This window comes from Colwellia sp. 75C3, assembly GCF_002836255.1.
GTDB lineage: Bacteria > Pseudomonadota > Gammaproteobacteria > Enterobacterales > Alteromonadaceae > Colwellia.
This window is the reverse complement of record NZ_PJAU01000031.1, coordinates 111711-132856: the sequence shown is the minus strand read 5'-3', so window position 1 is coordinate 132856 and position 21146 is coordinate 111711. Positions and strand designations below refer to the sequence as shown.

Annotated in this window: 16 protein-coding genes; 4 read left to right on the top strand and 12 right to left on the bottom strand. The window is 37.1% G+C overall.

The features are described from left to right. Positions 1–40: 40 nt before the first annotated feature. The 4 genes from panP to CXF85_RS00660 form a co-directional block, all read right to left on the bottom strand. A complete protein-coding gene (panP, locus tag CXF85_RS00675) occupies positions 41–1672 on the bottom strand; it encodes a pyridoxal-dependent aspartate 1-decarboxylase PanP (protein ID WP_101226600.1) in 1632 nt (543 codons plus the stop codon). Between the two features lie 167 nt (positions 1673–1839). Next, positions 1840–2559 (bottom strand): tRNA (guanine(46)-N(7))-methyltransferase TrmB, encoded by a 720-nt coding sequence (gene trmB, locus CXF85_RS00670; RefSeq protein WP_101226843.1) that lies wholly within the window; start codon positions 2557–2559, stop codon positions 1840–1842. Between the two features lie 49 nt (positions 2560–2608). Next, complete coding sequence (locus CXF85_RS00665; RefSeq protein ID WP_101226599.1) at positions 2609–3373, bottom strand: ABC transporter permease; 765 nt, start codon at positions 3371–3373, stop codon at positions 2609–2611. Further along, complete coding sequence (locus tag CXF85_RS00660) at positions 3374–4354, bottom strand: ABC transporter ATP-binding protein (RefSeq protein ID WP_101226598.1); 981 nt, start codon at positions 4352–4354, stop codon at positions 3374–3376. A gap of 317 nt (positions 4355–4671) precedes the next feature. Between CXF85_RS00660 and CXF85_RS00655 the strand changes: the two genes are divergently transcribed. Then, positions 4672–7035, top strand: a complete 2364-nt coding sequence (locus tag CXF85_RS00655; protein WP_101226597.1) for a S9 family peptidase — start codon at positions 4672–4674, stop codon at positions 7033–7035. A gap of 274 nt (positions 7036–7309) precedes the next feature. On the opposite strand, the gene CXF85_RS22920 is transcribed toward CXF85_RS00655, so the two are convergent. From CXF85_RS22920 to CXF85_RS00645, 3 genes are all read right to left on the bottom strand, one after another. Next, positions 7310–7459 carry a hypothetical protein gene (locus tag CXF85_RS22920; RefSeq protein ID WP_198555433.1) on the bottom strand — a complete coding sequence of 50 codons (150 nt, stop codon included), beginning with the start codon at positions 7457–7459 and terminating at the stop codon, positions 7310–7312. A 128-nt stretch (positions 7460–7587) separates the two neighbouring features. Beyond that, positions 7588–7854 carry a hypothetical protein gene (locus CXF85_RS00650; protein WP_101226596.1) on the bottom strand — a complete coding sequence of 89 codons (267 nt, stop codon included), beginning with the start codon at positions 7852–7854 and terminating at the stop codon, positions 7588–7590. Positions 7855–8213: 359 nt separating this feature from the next. Beyond that, on the bottom strand, positions 8214–8456 hold the full coding sequence (locus CXF85_RS00645; protein WP_101226595.1) for a hypothetical protein: 243 nt from the start codon (positions 8454–8456) through the stop codon (positions 8214–8216). A 209-nt stretch (positions 8457–8665) separates the two neighbouring features. On the opposite strand from CXF85_RS00645, the gene CXF85_RS00640 reads away from it, so the two are divergent. Beyond that, the gene (locus CXF85_RS00640; protein WP_157829001.1) at positions 8666–10738 is read left to right on the top strand and encodes a winged helix-turn-helix domain-containing protein; all 2073 of its coding nucleotides are present in this window, start codon (positions 8666–8668) and stop codon (positions 10736–10738) included. 227 nt (positions 10739–10965) lie between these two features. On the opposite strand, the gene CXF85_RS00635 is transcribed toward CXF85_RS00640, so the two are convergent. Both CXF85_RS00635 and CXF85_RS00630 read right to left on the bottom strand, forming a co-directional pair. Further along, positions 10966–11169, bottom strand: coding sequence for a hypothetical protein (locus CXF85_RS00635; protein WP_157829000.1), 204 nt, complete (start codon positions 11167–11169; stop codon positions 10966–10968). A 104-nt stretch (positions 11170–11273) separates the two neighbouring features. Then, positions 11274–11666, bottom strand: a complete 393-nt coding sequence (locus tag CXF85_RS00630) for a hypothetical protein (RefSeq protein ID WP_101226592.1) — start codon at positions 11664–11666, stop codon at positions 11274–11276. Between the two features lie 452 nt (positions 11667–12118). On the opposite strand from CXF85_RS00630, the gene CXF85_RS00625 reads away from it, so the two are divergent. Next, positions 12119–12511, top strand: a complete 393-nt coding sequence (locus tag CXF85_RS00625; protein WP_101226591.1) for a hypothetical protein — start codon at positions 12119–12121, stop codon at positions 12509–12511. On the opposite strand, the gene CXF85_RS00620 is transcribed toward CXF85_RS00625, so the two are convergent. Beyond that, positions 12508–15198 (bottom strand): serine/threonine-protein kinase, encoded by a 2691-nt coding sequence (locus CXF85_RS00620; RefSeq protein ID WP_101226590.1) that lies wholly within the window; start codon positions 15196–15198, stop codon positions 12508–12510. The two genes, CXF85_RS00625 and CXF85_RS00620, sit on opposite strands and share 4 nt — an antisense overlap. Beyond that, on the bottom strand, positions 15191–16204 hold the full coding sequence (locus CXF85_RS00615) for an FHA domain-containing protein (RefSeq protein WP_101226589.1): 1014 nt from the start codon (positions 16202–16204) through the stop codon (positions 15191–15193). Before CXF85_RS00615 ends, CXF85_RS00620 begins: the two co-directional genes overlap by 8 nt. A gap of 841 nt (positions 16205–17045) precedes the next feature. Between CXF85_RS00615 and CXF85_RS00610 the strand changes: the two genes are divergently transcribed. Next, on the top strand, positions 17046–17918 hold the full coding sequence (locus CXF85_RS00610; protein ID WP_101226588.1) for a 1-acyl-sn-glycerol-3-phosphate acyltransferase: 873 nt from the start codon (positions 17046–17048) through the stop codon (positions 17916–17918). 244 nt (positions 17919–18162) lie between these two features. Here the strand turns inward: CXF85_RS00610 and pulA are convergent, their stop codons facing one another. Beyond that, a complete protein-coding gene (gene pulA, locus CXF85_RS00605) occupies positions 18163–21132 on the bottom strand; it encodes a pullulanase-type alpha-1,6-glucosidase (protein WP_101226587.1) in 2970 nt (989 codons plus the stop codon). Positions 21133–21146 lie beyond the last annotated feature (14 nt).

The following is a 21146-nucleotide window of genomic DNA, read 5'->3' as shown; positions in this document are numbered from 1 at the left end:
AGCCTTTTATTTAGTTGCTATAAACAACTCATAAACAGTTTTATTTTGCTGCCTGTAATAACTCAGGTAAAAAGTTTTCACTTTCCTGTGCTAACAAACATTGCTGTTGCAAAATATCTTGTAGAATTTCTTTAGTGGTTAATGGGTTTGCTAACACAACTCTAAAGACAATAACTTTTTCCCCGCCATATCGACTCACTTCAATACGAGTACGCGAGACAAAAGAACGACCATCTTCACGTTGACGCTTTTGAATAAACTTAGTCAATTTACCAATCAACAAATTCACCGACTTATTCGCTTCATTATCATTACGCGCTAACAAGGCTTGTACTGTCTTAGGTGCATAACGATACGTTAATAGGCACAATTCAGGGCGCGTTATTAACTCAAAATCATCATGTTGGTTAATTAATTCGGCAAAGTATTCTGCTTTTTCAATTGCCTGATTAATTAGCATCTCATAACCAGGTCGGCTAATAATATGCAAACTAGCATAAACTAGCATCGCCATGCCTGGGCGAGAGCCTTCTAACGTATGACTACCTAAATCTTTCGAGCCTTTACGTAATATGTATTCCGCATGGTGCTCAATCGCACTCACAGAAGCAGGATCTTTAAAAATCACTAAACCTGCGCCCATAGGCACATACATCTGTTTATGCGCATCAATAGTCACTGAGTCGGCTTGTTCGATACCTTTAAGCAAAGGACGGTATTTATTCGATAACAATGTTGCACCACCCCAGGCGGCATCAACATGAAAATGACATTGATGTTGCTGAGCGATCTCAGCCATTTTATCAAGTGGATCAATATTACCGGTTTCTGTAGTACCGGCAACGCCAACAATAGCCAGCACTTTGACATTTTCTGCAGCAAGTTGCTGGCATTTTTCCGCCAGCTTTTGACAATCTATTTTATTATGCTCATCGGTAGGAATAGCAATAACATTCTCTTGGCCTATACCAAGAATATCAGCCGATTTTTTCAGTGAATAATGACCACGGTCAGATACTAAAATAGCTAAGTCTTGATAGCCATAATGTTTCATCGCACGGTGTAAACCTTCTCGCGATACACCTCTAAAATCACCATCAGCTTTAAGTAGTTTATTTCGGGCTACCCATAACGCGCTAATATTCGCGACAGTACCACCTGAACAAAAAGCACCAAGGGAGTGTTCTGCGCTATGCATCCAATTTTGGTAAAAGTCATCATCCTGTTGATAGACCAAATTGTGCATCATGCCTAAAACTTGACGTTCTAGAGGCGTGAAAGCTTTTGAGGTTTCAACTTTAACTAAGTTTTGATTTAAACCCACCATCAACTTAGACAGAGGTAAAATAAAGGATGGTAACGCTGAGGTCATATGACCAATAAAGCTAGGACTTGAAGTATGTACCGATTGCGCAACTAACTTATCAAGCAAGTGATGCATATGATCTGAAACAAATTCAGGCTGCTCTGGAATATGAGGATTAATAAAATCTTGCTCAATATCCGTTAACGCATTTTTACTGGCAACAATATGGTTGTTTAGAAAACCAACCAAATTTTGTGACATCTCTTGCTCAAGGCGGCCCAATGTAGAATCAGGTGCCTCAGCGACAGTAAAAATTCGATGTAAAGACTCTTGCGTCGCATCAGCAATGCGCTTAGTTGCTCTCATAGTTATTCACTTAACTTTCACTATAGTCACTTGCTTGGCCAACTCCTGTTGTGCACATAGACAAGTTATATAATTATGGGCTATTAGTAGCTTAAACGAAAAAAGGCACTTTAATAAAAAACACTACAAAAGTCTCCTAATTTCGTCAACAATCCTATCAATACTCACTATCGCTTTAGCGTTAACTGCCAACAAATCTGGCCACTTGCTTGGTATTTCGCTTCAAAAGGCGTTAAAGCTAACGAGGGTTCAGTAACAGGCAAAGAGTCAATATCACCTTGTAAATCAACAAACTTAGCGGCTTGTTGAAACTCTGCTAAATAAATACGCCAGTTGCTACGTAAAATAAGTTGCTGACCAATACTCGTCATTTGTGGAAAAACCGCACTACCATGCCAACGGCGTTGTAAATGCTTAGATTTAGGCCAAGGGTTGGGATATAAAATATAGTGCTTTGATACCGCCCAATTGGCTGCTTTAACTAAACGATAAAAGTCATTTAAATCGGCACGTACTAAATGATAATTCTCAGCGGTAAAACCATCATCAGCATCAAAACCTTCAACATTACGATTAATTCGATGATCAGATTTATCTACCCCAATCACTAACGCTTGTGGATTTTGCTTGGCTAAAATACGGGTACTTTGCCCTACGCCACAACAGGCATCTAATATTATCTCACCTTCAGGATTTGCCACTAAAAAGGCTTTCACCAACGCATCCATTTGCGCAAAGGCTTCTTCTGTATGCTTTTGATAAGGCTTTTGTGAAGCATGAGTCAGGTGTCTGTTTACCACTTCATCAAGCTTTTCATGGATATCTTCTTGATTACTAATAATCGCTTTAGAATCACCCAATGCTGTTTCACTATCTAATGTATTCATTTTCTCTACCGTATTAGCTGCGCAGTTAACTTTTGTATTGGCGGTCATATTAGCTTCTTAGCCCTATGCCTTTAGAAATAAGTACCATCGCAACGGTAAATAACGTCACAATAAAGAAAATAATGACAGAAAAAGCAGTCACTAGGCTCACATCAGATATACCTAAAAATCCGTATCTAAACGCATTAACCATATAAACAATAGGATTTACTTGAGAAACGCCCTGCCAAAATTCAGGTAATAAACTAATCGAATAAAACACACCACCCAGGTAAGTCAACGGCGTTAAAATAAAAGTCGGTATAATTGAAATATCATCAAAACTATTAGCAAAAATAGCATTAATTAAACCACCTAAAGCAAACGTTGCAGAGGTTAACGTAACCGTAGCGATAATCACCCAAATGTTATGTAGTTGAATATCAACAAATAACAATGAAACTAACGTTACAATCAAACCAACTAAAATACCACGACACATGCCGCCGCCAACATAACCCGCGACAATAACCCAATTAGGTACTGGCGCTACTAACATCTCTTCAACATTTCGCTGCCACTTGGCGCTAAAAAATGATGAAGCCACATTAGAATATGAGTTCGTAATAACACTCATCATAATAAGGCCTGGCACAATAAACGACATATAATCAAAGCCGCCCATTTCACCAATACGTGAGCCAATTAATGAACCAAAAATAACAAAATACAAGCTAATAGTTATAGCAGGTGGTACTAAAGTTTGTACCCAAATACGGGTAAAACGTTGGACTTCTTTCGTTAAAATACTTTTTAACGCAATAGAGTTATTCATTTAGTTTGCTCCCACAACAGCACTTTGCTGCTTTGCTTTAGTAGTGCTCGATTTTTTATTGATCAAACTAACAAACAAAGCCTCTAAGCGATTACTTTTATTACGCATACTCAGCACTTCAATATTGGCAGCATTCAATTGTTCAAAAATTTGATTAAGGTTTTGCGACTTATTTAAATCGACTTCCAAAGTATGATCATCAATAACACGATAAGCGATTGATTGTGATTGCTCGGCAAATTGCGTTAATGAAGTTAGCGTTAGATTCGCTTGCAGGTCAAAAATAAAAGTTTCAACATCAAGTTGCGCTAATAATTTTTTCATACTGGTATCTTCAACAATTTCACCACCATCAATAATGGCAATATTGCGACACAGCATTTCAGCTTCTTCTAAATAGTGCGTGGTAAGAATAATGGTAATACCTTCTTCGTTTAACGCTTTTAGAAAGTCCCACATTGAGCGCCGTAGTTCAATATCAACACCCGCGGTTGGTTCATCTAAAATCAGCATTTTTGGCTCATGCATTAAAGCACGTGCAATCATTAAACGACGCTTCATACCACCTGAGAGCGTACGAGCGGGTTCATCACGCTTGTCCCATAATTCTAACTGCTTTAAGTATTTTTCTGCGCGCTGTATAGCGACAGGCTTACTTACGCCGTAATAGCCCGCTTGATTGACTAAAATATTAACCAATGGTTCAAACTGACTAAAGTTAAATTCTTGTGGCACTAAGCCAATAAAGCTTTTAGCTTTTTCTAAATCAGTATCAATGTCATAACCAAAGACTTTAACTTTACCACCGGTTTTATTTACCAGTGAAGTAATTACGCCAATAGAAGTAGATTTACCCGCGCCATTAGGGCCAAGCAAAGCAAAAAAATCGCCCTGTTCCACGGTTAAATCAATGCCTTTCAACGCTTGAAATCCGCCTTTATAGGTTTTTTCCAGTGCGCTAATCTCTAGTGCGTATGTCATGTATGCTGCCAATCAAAATGAGGATGGAGTATAAATATGGAGCCTAAGAACTGATTTTCAATAGCTCCTATGTGATATTTATTCGGTAATTGCTTTCTTTCTAACTAAGCCAGTTATGCAACCCTTGTAAAGCTACTACCTAAACGGTTATTTCAACAGTAAAATGTGTTCATTCATCGTCTTTCGCTTGAAGGTATATTGTATACCACATATAGTAACGTCCTGTTTGAGCAGCTAACGCTGCCAACGATCTTTGCCCGCAACATAGCGTACTTACTCTGCGCTAACGTTATCGGAAACTACGCTTAAGGAACATTATGCGACAAAAACACTTAACCTCTTCAATAGCTAAGCTTTCAGCCAAAATACTGCTTACTTCGGCTGTTGCCCTATCGCTTTTCTCTTGTCAAAGTACCACCACCAAAGACAGTGAGTTAACAACTGAAAAGACTGACTCGCAACTAACCCTTAAAGCTATTTATCAAGATAAAGCCTTTAAATCAGAAAAAGTTGGTCAAATTCGCTGGCTTAAAGATGGCAGCGGCTACCTTGCCATAGAAGCGCCCCAAGGCAGTGATAAAAAAGAAATCCCTGACAACAAGAGTAAAGACAAAGAAATCGTACAATATGACTCTGAAACATTAACTCGCAAAGTGTTAGTCACCACAAAACAATTAACACCTACCGGTGCAGACGAAGCGCTGAGCATAGACGACTACATTTTTTCAGATGATCGCAGCAAGTTATTAATTTATACCAATAGCAAAAAAGTATGGCGTTCAAACAGCCGTGGGGATTATTGGTTATTTGACTTTGCCAATAACACACTTAGCCAATTGGGCGGAAAAGGTGTTGCCGATAGCCAACTCATGTTTGCCAAATTCTCACCTGATGCAAACAAAGTGGCTTTTGTATTAAACAATAATATCTTTGTGCAAAACCTTGAAAGTATGAACATTACTCAACTTACCAATAGTGCAGGCAATGGCATTATTAATGGTTTGTTTGATTGGGTTTATGAAGAAGAGTTTATGATCAAAGACGGCTTTCGTTGGAGCCCAGATGGTAAAAAAATCGCTTACTGGCAACTAGACACCAGTGGCAGTAAAGATTTCATCATGATCAACAATACCGATGAGTTATACCCTACCCTCACTAAATTCCCTTATCCTAAAGTTGGCGAAGACAATGCCTTAGCTAAAGTAGGAATCGTTGATTTAACCAGTAAAAAAACGACTTGGACTAAACTGCCTAACAATTCACGTAACATGTACATTCCACGTATGAACTGGTCAGGCAACAGCCAAGAGATACTAGTACAGCATGTTAACCGTAAACAAGACACTAACCACTTATACCTAGCCAATGCGAATAACGGCAGCGTTAAGTTAGTCATGACAGAAAAAGAAGAACACTTTATAGATTTTGTTGACGATGCCCGATGGTTAGACAAAGGCAATAGCTTTATTTGGACCAGTGAACGTAGCGGCTGGCGCCACCTTTACCGCATATCACGTGACGGTAAAACGGTAACTAATTTAACAGACGGTGATTTTGATATTACTGAAATAAAAGCCGTTGATGAAAAATCTGGCTGGTTATATTTTATTGCCTCACCAAAAAACGTTGCACAACGTTATTTATACCGCAGTAAGTTAGACGGCAGCTTAAGTAATCAACGTGTTACGCCAGCAGAGTTTGCTGGTTTTAATCAATATCAAATGGCAGAAAATGGCAGTTGGGCAATTCACAGCCACTCAAGCTTTGCTAAACCTACCAGTAAATATTTAGTCAGCATTCCCGTTACTAACGAAAGTCCATCTGATAACAGTGTGCACCTGAAAAAACATACCTTAATGACTAATGACAAGTTAAACGCTAAGTTAGCTGAACTTGATATTGCGCAAACTGAATTCTTCCAAGTTGAAGCGCAAGACGGCTTAGTACTTGACGGTTACATTACCCGCCCGGCGAACTTTGACGCCAGCAAAAGCTATCCAATAATATTCTATGTTTACGGTGAAGCGTGGGGACAAACAGTACAAGACAAATGGCGCGGTGATAAATTTTTATGGGACCAAATGTTAACGCAGCAAGGTTTTATTGTTGCCTCAGTTGATAACCGTGGAACTCGTGCACCTAAAGGACAAGCATGGCGTAAATCAATTTATGGCGGTGTTGGTATCTTATCTTCACGTGATCAAAGTGATGCCTTAAAAGCCATGGCAAAACGTTGGTCATATATCGACAGTGACCGCGTAGGTATTTGGGGACATTCTGGTGGCGGCTCTATGACACTTAACATGTTATTTAGATACCCAGATCAATATCATGTCGGTATTTCATCAGCGCCAGTCGCTGACCAATTACTTTACGATACTATCTACCAAGAGCGTTATTCTGGTCTGTTAGAAGATCACGCCGAAGGTTATAAAGAAGGTTCACCGATTACTCACGCAGCAAACTTACAAGGCAAGTTATTACTGGTTCATGGCACTGGTGATGACAACGTGCATTACCAAGGCAGCGAGCGTTTAATCAATAAACTCGTTGAAGCCAACAAACAGTTTGAGTTTATGTCTTACCCTAATCGAAGCCATAGTTTAAAAGAAGGTGAAGGCACAACACTGCATTATAAAACTATGAAGACTGAGTTTTTCAAAGTGAATTTATTGGATTAGTAAGCTTACGTGCGAATAATTAAAGTTACAAAAAGGGCAACTAGTTTAAGCTAGTTGTCCTTTTAATTATTAAAGACATCCCCCTAATGAAACGAGGATTCATACTACGAATTTCAACGACGGGGCTTTAAGATGACTAATTAATACTTTTGTTTAATAAGCACAATCTGCGCATTCATGACGTACATTAAACTGACACTTGTCATAGGGTGATACTCAAATTCATTGCTATATCGGTATTTGTCTAACAAATTATGATTAATATTTATAAAACCTAATCCTTACAACCGTTCTTATCACAGGTGATTTTTTGCTGTGAATCGCCCCAATGGTCATTGTTCTTTTTGGTATCTACACCGCAACCTGTAGTGCCATCCTTCTTTTCATGATGTACCACGCCGGTAGGAATATGTTTAACAGCCATGTGCTTCTCCTTGGTAATTTGAATAAATTTATCCACTATCTATTTACACTAATAGTTATTAACAAAAAATTGAGGTCTTTGACCTATGAAAGTAATACTCATGCATCACGGCCGTTTGCTAGGTCAACTTAAAATGGGATTGGTTTTGACTTACTCACGTTCACCACTGCATCATAATTAGCAACTCCTGAATACCGAGAAGCAGCAGCAGCTACGTCTTGCTTTACTTCAGCAATAATCCGCTCTTCTGTTGCCGATTCCTTATAACAGGTAAACCATGTTGTGGTTACTTTGGCTAGCTTCATCCAACCACTGTCTCTGATGTGGGCGTAGAATTTTTCTCGTTCTGTGGTAGTGGTCTTTTCATCTAGGTCTAGCGATAACATTGCGTGCATTGTTTTTACTCCCTTACCTACAACATATAAATGCTTGTAGGGTGCAAGTTTTCTTATTAATGGTTATTGAATTTTTTGGCGTAATTTTTATTAACAATGCGAGCTATAAAACTATTCAACCCTTGGCCATTATTTGCTATCGCTGCATTTCGTTAATGTTTACAGCGCCACTACTTGTCACTGTATAAAGATAAAAACTGTTATGACTAAACTGAACAGTAATTCCAGTATTTCCTAGGCATAAAAAATCACATTGGAATTTAGGCTTAAACTCTTAAAGCTTTCATCCAATATCACTCTGTAGATTGGCCTTACAATTAAGTTGTTCTAACAACTTATCAAGCAACGTGTTTATTACTTTATCGACTAACAACACGAGTATTATTAAAACCGTTCTTACCTGAACCACCAGAATTATCATCGGGATAATCAACACAAAGAGGATAAGATGAGCATTTAAAGAATTGTATTTTTTCGAGCGCTATTTCTTGAATTTTTAGTGCTGGTACAGTTTGAGAAAATGCTTGGTCATTAGGTACTATTTCCGCAGAAACACCGCAAAATGAAATAAAGAAGCTAACTAAAATGATTTTTTTCAACATTATAAAAACAACCTAATAATACTATTTTAAAATAGGCCTTTAATATTGAATTTAAACAGGAAAATAACTTTATGGATTTGTTATTTAATGTTTATGCTTTTATTATTTCAATCATATTTACTGTTTTGGTCGTGTTTTTCTTGCGCTTATGATTGGACGAATACACAATGTCGATGAACTTTGTTTATTGACTGGCTAAAGGTTGTACAGTGACAAATACTGACTTTATTTTACTTGGAAAAAATATCCTTTTCTCCCCAGAGAAGAACACTTTAACTTCTAAAAGCGATCGTTCCCTATGCGTGCAATTAGAAAACCTTGAAGCAAAAGTTTTACTAAAATTGTATCAAGCTCAAGGTGAAACGTTATCAAAAGAAATGTTATTTGAGTGTTGGCCAATTGATATAACCACTTCCGATAATTCGTTAACGCGGATAATTTCTAACTTACGAAAAAAATCTAAAATTATAGAGCCTACTCTTTCATCCCTTATCGTTAATATTTCGAAAAAAGGTTATCACTTAAGTAACCTTGATTCTGTTAAGGAAATAGCAACACCGGTAATAACAAGCATTGAAAAAGAGCAACTCAATACTAAGTTTTTTTCTTTACGATTAGTGCTTTCCATTGGTTTAGTAGGCTCAGTAATATTGTTGTGCTTTATATTAGTGTTGTTATTTAGTGCTAAAAGCATTTCAGAGTTAGATGAAAAAACTAAAACCAAAATCCCTCATTATAAAATAGCCTATGAGTCGAAAACCATGAAGTATGAGCTGTCCCCGAATGAAAACGGCGATACCATATTATTTTCAGCACAAGCGTTAGATTCTCCTCATTGGCTATTAGGCATTCACTCTATTGCGGATAGCACCACGCAATACATTAAGCGACAAGGAACTGCGCTAACCTCCCCTATTTGGCTTACCGACAATACGGTTGCCTTTAAAAATGTTAAAGATGGTCAGTGCTGGATTGAAAAAATAGCGTTAACGGCTTTGTTAGCAGATGGCATTGGCGAAACAATGACCAATTGCAGTATTAATTCACCCACCTTTTCTATGATCTATAACGGTAATAATGGCCTACTTGTAACCGAGTCTTTTAAAGAATCTATCCCGGCAAATTTACGCCTTATTAATATTGAAAATGGTGAACAAACAGAGGTTAAGACTGCCGAAAAAGGCGGAGCGGGTATTTATAAGGTTGTTACTAATAAAGACAATACCTTAGTGGCACTATTGAGTAATAATGACTGGTTTGCTACGCATATTTCTATCTATGAAAATAACAACTTTAACGAGGAACTATGGTCTACCACGGTTGAATTACCCTTGTACTCCGTTGCCTTATTTACTTCAAAAATAAAATATAAAGATAATTATGGTGGCATAACAACCGTTCATTTTAATGATAATGGTGAGCCAATTGATACGGTTAAAATGCCAATAATACAGCCATTTAAAGCTGTTACTCGCTTTAACAATGGCATTATATTTAATGAAGGCGAGTTTTATTCTCAAAATTTAGTCATGCATGGATTACATTCCGATATCTCAACTGAAATCACCACCGAAAAAGGTATAAAGAATAACATTCCCTATCAATTTGATAATGAACATCTTTGGTATGCTTCAAATAGAACAGGCATTAGCCAAATTTGGTCATATAACCAAAACACTCAGCAGCACCAGCAAATTAGTGACTTCAAAGGCAGTTTATCTATAAAAAGCATGTCGGCAGATAAAGACGCTAATATAGCGGCCATTTCCACTCAAAAAGGCATATTAATCTTTAACTTAGATAGCCAATACCGATTTGGTGAGTTCATCGTACACGTTGAAGGTTCTCATCCCACGTTGACAGCTAACAAGCTGGTTTTTACAGGTAAAACAACCGACAGTTACAACTTATTCAGTTATCAGCTAAGCTCTGGGGATATTACGCAATTAACCACGCATGGTGGCTATAATCCGTTGATAAACGGTGACGAATTGTTTTTTGAAAATTACCACAAGTTCGGTATTTGGACGTTATCAGCTACAGGAAGTGAAACCTTGTTAATACCACTTTCTTTCGAGCTATCAAATTGGTTCTATTTTGATGATACCTTCTACTTATACGATCCTAGCAACAAGCTTTATACATTCAACACTGTAAATAATCAGTTGGCTGAAAGTGAGTTAAATTCAGGTTGTAATCGAGTGGCATATTTAATTGAAGAGCAGTGTATAAAGGTTCAAAACGAGAAGTTTGCCAACCAAATGGTCATATTAGATGAGTAAGTTTAAATGCGTAGTAATTTAGTTGAGTAATAGCTGGCTACTACGGTTAAGGATAAATCGTTATTCAATATTTAGGTCCTGTGCACATGTTACCAGGTAAGTTAATAACATAAGGTTATTTCAGATTGTTATTCGGCAGATGATAATGCTTATGGGAAAAGTAAATAGACGTGGATTGTTAGATTGAAAGGATTAAAGGTTAGGGTAGAGACACTACCCCACACCCATTACACTGCTTGTTCTTGGTTCAGAAGACATAACATCTTAATGAAATTCTCAGCTTCTTTTAAGCTACCAAAACGGCCGATAACATCTTCAATAGGATCGATAACTTCAAAAGAAGTTCTCATGATGTTATTACCTGCATTCAATAAGTCGACTTGAACTAAATTAAAACCAGATTCTATCATTAGTATTGTTCTCTTTTTCATTAAAAACTCCGGTTGAAAAATTGGGAAGAAATCACTTTCCATCCCCCTTTAACTTCCTTTTGAACTGCTCTTCAAACTAGCGTTAACTACTTTGAAAGGTGCTACTAGCTAAGAATAAACGAATTAACGCCATCGCTATACCCTAGAGCAAAAGCTTGATGAATACTTTTATAGTGACCATCCGCGCTTGCATGTGAGTCACCTAAGCTTTCAATATCCAAACTAATAAATTTTTGTAACAGAGCGCCTTGTTGGTATCCAGAGTTATATGCGCATTGGCAACACTTACGTACGCCTTTAACATGCATTTGATGCTCAGCTAAGTTGGTAAGTATGCTTTCGTCAACTTGCCTTACGTGAACTTGATTACATGGCGTTGCAGTTTTCATATTTATTACCCTTAACCCACGCGTTCCAGCTTTAATTCCTGGCTGTGAAATAGCATCAGCTTCTCGGTTTAAGTCATGATTAAAGTCTAGTGATAACATCGCATGCATTATGATTGTCTTCCTCGCCCTAAAAATATGATTATTTGAAGGCGATTTTTGATTTTTTAGCCTCAGACAACTATTTCATAATTAATGACGAATAGACATTACACGACATTACAAAAATAATGTCATTAGAAAAATATGGCGTAACAAATGGATTTTTTTCGGTTAATTGTGCAATAAAAATGACACGCTATTACGAAAAAAAATTTTAAGTAATTTTTAACCGGTATATTGACAAAAACACACATATAGACTAATCGATTGTTAAACAATAACTTATTGAGCAGGAAAACATTGAAAAACAAGATGAATAGAAGTATTAACTACCTTGTAATTGGCTGTCATGGATTAAGGAGCACCTAACCTATAAATTTACATCCAGATTTCAAGGGAACACATCCCTCACTTAATAAATAATTTAAACTAAACACTTACGTTACAAAACAGGAAACGTCATGAACAAATATATTAAAGTATTATCACTATTGTTGGCTTTAACGAGCAGTGTTTATTTACCTAGCGCTTTTGCAGCTACCACGACAAGCTCGACTGACATGCTAATCACTATTGCAGAGACTAACCCTGACCTTATTGAACGATTAGATGACATCGCCATAACGAATCCAGAACTACTTAATCAATTACTAACAATGGCTGATGGAGATGCAGAGCAGTTGGAAAGGTTATTAAATTTAGCTGAGAGCAATTATTATATATTTTCGAAATTGGCCAGCATTAAAAGTGTTGAAACAACACAAGAAGTAAAAGTAGAAGAAGAGCAAGTTTCACCGTATGGTCAAATGTCAACTTTTGGAGCTATTGATGTTGGTGACGTAATTCAAAATTAATTAGAACAGCGTTGTGAATTATTATTTTCTTCCATTAAACGCATAAACTCTTTATTTGAGCATAAATTATCAAACCAAGGAAGGTTAAACCAAACGACACCAATATTATCCTTCAATGCTGTTTTTACATGATGAGTCGCCGAAGATTTCTCATTCAATAAGCTGTAAACGATAGCTGAACTATAAGAAACCTCGCCATTTTCAGGCGCCAATGATTGCGCTTTACTTAATGCTGCTATAGCCAAATTCGCCTGATTTAACTGCCCATAAGCTTGTGCTAAATATGTTAAATATTTAACTTCATCCTTACCAGCTAAAATAGCTACTACTTCTTGGTAGTGAGAAATAGCCTTATCTTCATTACCTAAAATCATTTCAATATCAGCTAAATTTAATAGTTTAATTGGATGTTTCGGGCTTTGCTTGAAAGCTTTCAGGGCAAATTCGAGCGACTTCTGGTATTGCTTATTCAAGCCATAGGCCATGCTTAAATTAGTTAGATCGCTGCCATTATTTATGCTAGCTACTATTTTTTCATACGCAGTAATCGCTAATTCGAGTTTACCTTGCAATAACCAAACATTAGCTTGTAATCTATGCGCTGTATAATGATTAGGGATAATATTAAGAATTGTAGCTAATGTTTTATTTGCTTCCTTTATGGAGCCCATCTGCCAATAAGTTAGAGCTAGGTTATATAGTAATCGAGTACTTTGACGTAGCTTCAATGCACTCTGATAAGCATCAGCTGCTTTTTCATATTGACCATTTATAAAATGATAATAAGCATTTAACTCAGTATCAGTTGAAGTATCGGCGCCCCGATTCTTAGCTTCAATGATCTGTAATTTCGCTAAATCCATTTCGCCTAAATAACATGCTAACCAAAATTTATCTATTGCATGATAAACACTATATCTATACTCAGGCGGGGATTTTTGCAGTACCAATTCAAGTCGTTTGAGATGACTTTTATCGCGAGTATCTATATATAAATTTGAAGCAGTTTCACGAAATAAACCATAAGCAGCATATAGATAAGGGGAACGTGCTAACAAGGATTCTAACTGGTCCAAACTTTCAGTACTAGAATTCCCGTGGCCTTTAATTTCGCTATAAAGCTCAATGTAGTCACGATAATCATCTTCATTAATAGGGCGTTGAACTAAACCTGATTGATTTATTTCTGACTGCTCAGGAAATAGCGAAGCAAACTGCGTTTGGCTAGTACTAAAAATCCCATTAAACTTATCAATTGGTGCTAACCAGTTTTTCTCAGATTTTACCTTTAACATATCACTGTTATTTGGGTTAGCAACCAAACGTGAAAAACTCACTTTACAACGGCTATTGTCACATTCCAGCTCAGTTGAAATAATATCTGAAGCACCAACCGCTTGTTTAAGTTTTTTGAGATCATCAGGATATGCTTTAGTAATAGCATTTACTTCTCGTTGCGAGATTAAATACATATTTTTGGTATTTATTACTGCTTGGCGTAAAGCATCTTCTACCGCTGACGTAACTAAATCTTGTTGCATAGGTGCCATTAATGAGCTGTCAGACAATGTCGGCTTTAAAATAACAACTTGCTTGGTTTCCACTTCATTCGTTTTATCAAACCAATAAAGTAAGATCAGCATGAGACACGCTATAGTCATGCTAGTAATGGCTATATTATTCTGTCTAAACCAGGGTACTGGTCGGCTTTCAGGTGTATGAATAACTTGAGTATGTAATATAGGCTGTGTATACAAAGCAGTATCACCACCGCCTATGCCAGCAGCGCCAGAAGATAAAGGCAATTCACTCAAAGGTAATGTTGCTTGCTCACTGATCTCTGCTTGCATTAGTGCTGTTCTAATATGCTTTAATCTATTTTCTATGCCGCTAGCGGTTAATGTTCTTTGCTCAAGTTGTTGAATTAACATTTCCATGAGCAAGTCAGTTAATGCACTCGGTGCATTTAACATTAAGTTTTTGGCATGTTCTGGTGTGCTTTCACATATTCTATTAGCAATATCTGTCGCTGAGCCTCGACCAAAAGGATGGCTACCCACCATTAATTGATAAGCAACTATGCCGAAGGAGAATATATCGCTACGATAATCTAAAGCCTTCCTTTGTATTTGCTCTGGTGACATATAAAGCAAACTACCGTATTGAATACCTTCTGCATTATCAGCCTGTTCATTACCTTCAAGCGTATTAGTAATGTTTTCATTACTTGCTATCAAAGCGATGCCAAAATCAGTGATTTTTAGCTGGCCTTGATCATTCACTAATATATTATTCGGTTTTAAATCACAGTGAATCACATCATTTTTATGCGCTGCGGCTAACCCAGCAGAAAGTTGCTGCAATAAATCAAGCTTTTGAACCAGGGTACAGTAAGTTTCCTGTTGAAACTGAGTTAATGTTTTACTATTGAAGTACTCCATGACCAAGGAGATATGATCACCTTCATCATGGACATTATAAATTTGTATAATATTAGAATGGTTCACACGCGCTAATAAACGTGCTTCTTGCAGGGCATGATTAACCGTATCGCCATTAGGCTGATAAGTTAATTCTTTAATAGCTACTTGTCGTTGTAATTGGTTATCTTGGGCTAGGTAAACTTTACCCATACCACCTTCACCCAATAATCTTTCACGACTGTAATGAGGTAACTGGTTATCCATGCAATACCGTAAGTGATACTTTATCTTGTCCGCGATTAACGATCAGTTCATTACCTTTATAAATACGATAAAAAACGCCGGCAAAACGTATTTTTTTGCCTTTACGTTCAATCAATTCGTCACCATCACACGCACCATCGAGCATATCTCTAAATTGCTGTTTCGCACGGCAAACATGGGTATTAAACAAGGTAATATCACAACCTAACTCTTTAGTGAGTGTTTCAGGTAGGCGCCAGCCTTGGTTATCGGCATCGATACCTTCTTTAGCATCTTCATCACGATGCCTGGCCAAACTCAACGTTAAATAATGATGTGCTTTAGTCGCTAAGGATAATTGTTCATCATCAGTCGTTACTGTCAATTCGGTGTTTTCTTCATCTAGACTTAAATTGAAACGATACTTTATTTGATCAACCGATAACTTAGCTTTCGCCATTAATACGGTATTTTCAGTTAATGGGGTTAATTTAAGCTGCCATTTTTGATTATTGAAAAATAACAAATCTGAATTTGTCACAGGATAGGCGCTGCCGTCGGTATCAATAAGGAATTCTTTATACCATTGATCTTTGCTCGGCACATAAAACAAAGCTATTTCAGGTTGGTCTTCTGAGGGCAGTAAATTACCATCAGATAATACAATGGGTGTTTCAGTTACTTGCTCACCATCTTGGCCAATAGGCAGTAACATATTTTGCGGAGGGCTTAAATCTTTTATAGAAAAACCGTGGCTTTCACCAGAAGCAAAAAATATATTATCACCCACTTTAAGTTTATGCGGGCTATCTTTGATTAACTTCTGACTATTAACCCAAGTACCATTATTACTAAGATCACGAATAAGCCATTGGTTATTCGACCATTCAACAACAGCATGAATTCGAGATACTTCCTGAGCATTAATAACAGTATCAACATTGGTCGGTGAACGACCAAAACAATGACACGCATTTAAATAACGTAATGCTTCGTTTTTAATATTTAGATTTAAAATAGCAGCCATATGATTATCATTAATACGTTAAGTTATTATAAAAATGCAAAAAAAGCATAATAAATATGATTGTATATAAATACAAGAGAGTCTTCTAGTGGAGATGATAAGTTATCTTCTCGTTTTCTAACCATAACATAAAGAGATAACTACTCAGCTTATTACGATAAATACAAACTATTACCTTTCGACTCGTACTTTAATAGATCATCATTAGGTGAAAAATCGTGATAAAATCTCAACCAAAATAAATTAAGCTATTTAATTTCAACAACCTATCAAAAAAAATTGAGTTCAATAGCGAAAAAAAAAGTAATAATCACAAAAAGTGAATATTCACTTTTTAAAAACTACAGAGCAACTAATCGCTGTAGTAGAAGAACAAGGACCCAGTATATACATCTAAAGTTATAAAGCGATAACAATAAGTTACAAAACCAATAAAAATGATTATCAACAAGATTGAACGATTAGTAATACTGAATACTTTTTTTTGGTTTATTTATTAAACAAAACCATGAGATTAGCCATGGAAGAGTTTTTTACACTGCGACTTTATCACTAAAATTTTAAATATAAACACTTATACATCATATTAATTCATTTATTTCAAACGCTTTACCGATACAACTAGCCTCTCTAGGGTGTTAATAAAATCAGCTAACAGCCCGTTTTTATTAATAATAACTAGTGTAGTAACGTTTAATTTTTTCTAAGTTTAAAACACTCGTTTACATTTTGATTAATTATCATACGCCAAGCTAACAAAATTGCTGCCTACATCAATATTTCTCAATACTTTGATGCTACAATTACACCATCTCAGTAGTAACTTTATATTGACTTTATTATGGCTAAAAAAGAGCTCACCATACGAGAAAAAACCATCTTCGATGGTATTTTCACCAAATACTTCTTAAAATTTATTTTCACACTGTGGTTTAAAATCGCTGGTTGGAAACTTTGTAAAATAGCGCCTGAAGGTGCTGGTGTTGCAATTGCTGCGCCTCATACCTCAAACTGGGATTTTGTTTACGCTCTCGGTGCTGCAATTTTACAAGATGTTAAAATTTACTTTTCCGTAAAAGACAGCTTATGTCGTGTGCCCCTATTAGGTACGTGGATGATGTATCTTGGTGCTATACCTATCAATCGTTCTGCAAAAGGTGTTGGCCAAGTAGAGCAAATCAAAGCTTTTATTAATAGCCAAAAATTAAATAGAGTGTTTTTCTTATTCACCCCTGAAGGCACTCGTGGCTTAGTACCTAAATGGAAAACGGGCTTTTATCATGTAGCCCAAGGCTGTGAGTTACCTATATTTTTAGCTAAAGTAGATTACTTAAGCAAAGAAGCGGGGGTTTTTCACACATTCTCTTTAACTGAAAATAAAGAAAGTGATATAAAAGCGATTCAAGCTTCTTATGAAAGTGTTCAAGGTAAATTTCCATTAGATCAATTCCCTGCTTACACGGGTCAGATGCCAAAAATATCTGAAGTAGAAGCTAAGGTAATCAAGGCTATGTATTCATTTAAAGGCGTAGCCACTAAGGTTGATATATCTGCTAAGGCAAAATTAGGTGAGTTATCAACGACTATGCTGGATTATTTAGTTGATAAAGGTTTGTTAGAGAAAAGCCTAAGTAAGACTAAAAATGGTGAGCCAGGCTATCAATTGACTTTTGCAGGTCGTGGCTGCTTTTTACATTTATCACCCAGCGCTTAACTATACCAAGTACATTAATGAATATGACTATGTAGTTAACTCAGGCCATCATTGTAAACGTCATCTTCGAAGTCACTGGTCGAAACGGAGCATGGATGCTTCTTATTAGACAATGCAGGACGCATATTGTCCTGAGCCATTCTTTTTTATAGACTGGATCCCCGATTAAGACACCACGGGGATGACGTTCCTATACCGTTTACATAAGCATGTTAATTAATATGGTTATGTAATCAGCCCCTTATTAACTTATTGGTTTTACAAAGACTACGCTGCTCAGTGCTGGCACAGTAAAGCCCTTTGCTGTTACTTTACTTTGCTTAACTACCTCATCAGCTCCCTGCTTCTGTATTGGGTGTAATTGATAGCCTTGAGTTCTGTTAACGTTAAAGCTTTCTTTCACCTTGTATTTAAACGTCTGTGTTTTATCACTGGTATTAAAGATAACCATCAAGCTTTGATAGTTGTCATCAACTGCCTCGCCAGCATTGTCATCAATAAACATAACTAACAAGCCTGTTTGTTGTTCTGAGCTTTTATCAGCACCTTGCTTTGTACCCTGCGTTAAAATATCAGCGTTAAGAAAACTCACTTTATCGATAATGCTCTGCTCGCTGGTTAACCTAAATAACGGGCTACTCATGCGTATTGCTAACAGGTCGATAAAAATATCACTGCTTCGCTGGATTTGTTCCGCATTAACCTGATCACGACCTTGGTGACCGCTAAGTACTTGTTTTATTAACGGCCAGTTGGCTTGATCTTTTTCTGCCGGTGGCAGCCCAACATTATAGAAGTTATCTTGCTTAGAAAAATCAACACGATTGAACCAATCACCGTAATCATAACTGTCGCGAAGAAATGACTTAGAGCGCATAAACTCTGAGCCCATATGAATAAAAGGAATACCTTGAGCAAATAAGGCAAAAGACAAGCTTTGACTATGCATTCTCACTCTATCTTCTGTTGAAACATCAAACGGTAAACGGTATTGACTGTTATCCCAAAGCGTTTGATTGTCATGCTTAGACACATAGTTGATGGTATCCGCAGGATCTAACGCATAACCTGTTGGTTGGTCACCATAAGGAATGTCTTTACCTAATACTTCTTTGCCATCGATGTTTTTTAAAGGGAAGTTAATTAAGTTACCCGCTAAACCAATACGCAATTGGTCCATACGCAGCATATAATCTGCATAAAGCTCTGCTTGATTATCATTAGCCTGTTCACCATTAGGTAAAGTGCTATTAGGAAAGGTTAATAGACCATTGCCAACGCCCTGAGAATCTCGGGTATTGTTACCTCCACCACGAACCGCATCACGTAATCTATCTGAAAAAGTGCCTATTTCGCTGCCACCTAACTCTAACTGGCTGGCTTGAACAAATTGGCTATTACTTGCTACTTCACCAAAATTCCAACCTTCGCCGTAAAAGTAAGTATCGCTGTCTACTCTGCGCACGGCTTCTCTTGCCGCTAACATGGCTTCTTTTGGTTGATGGCCCATTAAATCAAAGCGAAAACCGTCTATTTTATAATCGCGCGCCCAAACCACTAACGAGTCTGTCATCAGTTTTGCCATCATTACACGCTCTGTCGCGGTATTATCACAACAAGTAGATTGTTCAATTGCACCGGTAATAGGGTCTAATCGATGATAATAAGTAGGCACTATTTTATCTAATACGGCATTAGTCTCTACCCCTGCTTGGTGAGTATGGTTATAAACTACATCCATAATCACCCTAAAGCCCATACCATGCAGGCTTTGCACCATTTCTCTAAATTCTACTAAGCGTGAAACACCTTTAGCATCAACGGCGTAACTTCCTTCAGGCACAGTGTAATGAAAAGGGTCATATCCCCAGTTGTAGTTATCAACTTCACGTAACTCACTGACTAACTGCTGTGCTTGCTCTCCAGCAACCGAATAGCTCTGTAATAATGACTTTATTGACTGTTTTTCATCGTAAGGTTGCTGACAGATGCTGGTATTTGGTGTAATGGCACAAACTTTAGCCAAATTATCATCTATATCAATGTGTTTACTGTCATCTTCATTAACCGTGGCGATATCAAAAGTAGGTAATAAATGAATGTTATTTAATCCCGCAACTTGCAGCGCTTTTAAGTGTTTCATGCCATCAGAGTTTATCTCGCTGAAGGCTTTATATTTCCCTTTAAATTTAGCATTACTAAGTTGCTTATCATTGGCACTAAAATCACGAATATGTGTTTCATAAAAAACATTATCTTCAACATTTTTCACGGTAGGTATTTGCTGAGTAAGCCAGTTTGGTGGCTGAGTAACTGCATCATTCAAATCAACTACCTGTGAGTACTCACTATTAACAGATAAACTTAAAGAATAGGGGTCAGTAACTGATAAAGATTCGATTTTTTTAGATACTGGGTGATAAACGTTTACCTGATACTTATAATAAGCGTAACTCGCTTGGTTATCTGACAGTACTTGCCATACACCTGTATTGGTATCTTCTACCATATCAAGATTACCCGCTGAAATGGCCTGTAAATTATCATCATAAAGCTGCACAGAAACAGCTTGTGCTGTCGGCGCCCATAATTTAAAGCTAACACCTTGCTCAATAATAGTTGCGCCGAGATCCGTTACTTCATCAGCATCATTAACGCCCTGAGTATAAAGCGCATCTATTACACCACCCGTTTGTACATAAGCAACTTCTTTGGCTTGCTCATGCACTGTAAGCGTTCGATCAATAGCAATCACCATGAGTTGTTGTTTTAACCAACGTTTACTTTGAGCTGGCGTTAATTGCACTTTAAAAGCTTGGAAGTCAGCTAAGTGGGGGAACTTTTTTGCCTGTTCTTCAGGAAAACTAACCGGCGATAAATCAATAGCATGAAAACCATCTGATTTTTTACTAAGTAGTTGATATTGATATTTGTTAACCGATTTTGGCAATACCAATAACTGGGTGGTTAGCCAATGCGCCGAAGTATCACTGTGTAAATTAGCGAGTTCAGTCGCTTTAAAGTCACTTGCCTTAATAACATTAGCCTTCGCTTCGACAGTGTTAACTTCGACATTAGCGCCCTGTGGTTCTAACTGAGAAGACTGAGTAGATTGGCTTTCACTACAAGCACTAACTAACAAAGAGGTTGTGAGTGCAATATAAACTGCATGTTTAGGACTTGCGATAGAACAAGGAAAAGAAGGCATTTTCATAATAAATAAGTCGT

Coding starts and splice junctions, on each gene's coding strand:
- panP (WP_101226600.1), bottom strand. CDS start 1,672: ATGAGAGCAACTAAGCGCATTGCTGATGCGACGCAAGAGTCTTTACAT.
- trmB (WP_101226843.1), bottom strand. CDS start 2,559: ATGAATACATTAGATAGTGAAACAGCATTGGGTGATTCTAAAGCGATT.
- CXF85_RS00665 (WP_101226599.1), bottom strand. CDS start 3,373: ATGAATAACTCTATTGCGTTAAAAAGTATTTTAACGAAAGAAGTCCAA.
- CXF85_RS00660 (WP_101226598.1), bottom strand. CDS start 4,354: ATGACATACGCACTAGAGATTAGCGCACTGGAAAAAACCTATAAAGGC.
- CXF85_RS00655 (WP_101226597.1), top strand. CDS start 4,672: ATGCGACAAAAACACTTAACCTCTTCAATAGCTAAGCTTTCAGCCAAA.
- CXF85_RS22920 (WP_198555433.1), bottom strand. CDS start 7,459: ATGGCTGTTAAACATATTCCTACCGGCGTGGTACATCATGAAAAGAAG.
- CXF85_RS00650 (WP_101226596.1), bottom strand. CDS start 7,854: ATGCACGCAATGTTATCGCTAGACCTAGATGAAAAGACCACTACCACA.
- CXF85_RS00645 (WP_101226595.1), bottom strand. CDS start 8,456: ATGTTGAAAAAAATCATTTTAGTTAGCTTCTTTATTTCATTTTGCGGT.
- CXF85_RS00635 (WP_157829000.1), bottom strand. CDS start 11,169: ATGAAAAAGAGAACAATACTAATGATAGAATCTGGTTTTAATTTAGTT.
- CXF85_RS00630 (WP_101226592.1), bottom strand. CDS start 11,666: ATGCATGCGATGTTATCACTAGACTTTAATCATGACTTAAACCGAGAA.
- CXF85_RS00625 (WP_101226591.1), top strand. CDS start 12,119: ATGAACAAATATATTAAAGTATTATCACTATTGTTGGCTTTAACGAGC.
- CXF85_RS00620 (WP_101226590.1), bottom strand. CDS start 15,198: ATGGATAACCAGTTACCTCATTACAGTCGTGAAAGATTATTGGGTGAA.
- CXF85_RS00615 (WP_101226589.1), bottom strand. CDS start 16,204: ATGGCTGCTATTTTAAATCTAAATATTAAAAACGAAGCATTACGTTAT.
- CXF85_RS00610 (WP_101226588.1), top strand. CDS start 17,046: ATGGCTAAAAAAGAGCTCACCATACGAGAAAAAACCATCTTCGATGGT.
- pulA (WP_101226587.1), bottom strand. CDS start 21,132: ATGAAAATGCCTTCTTTTCCTTGTTCTATCGCAAGTCCTAAACATGCA.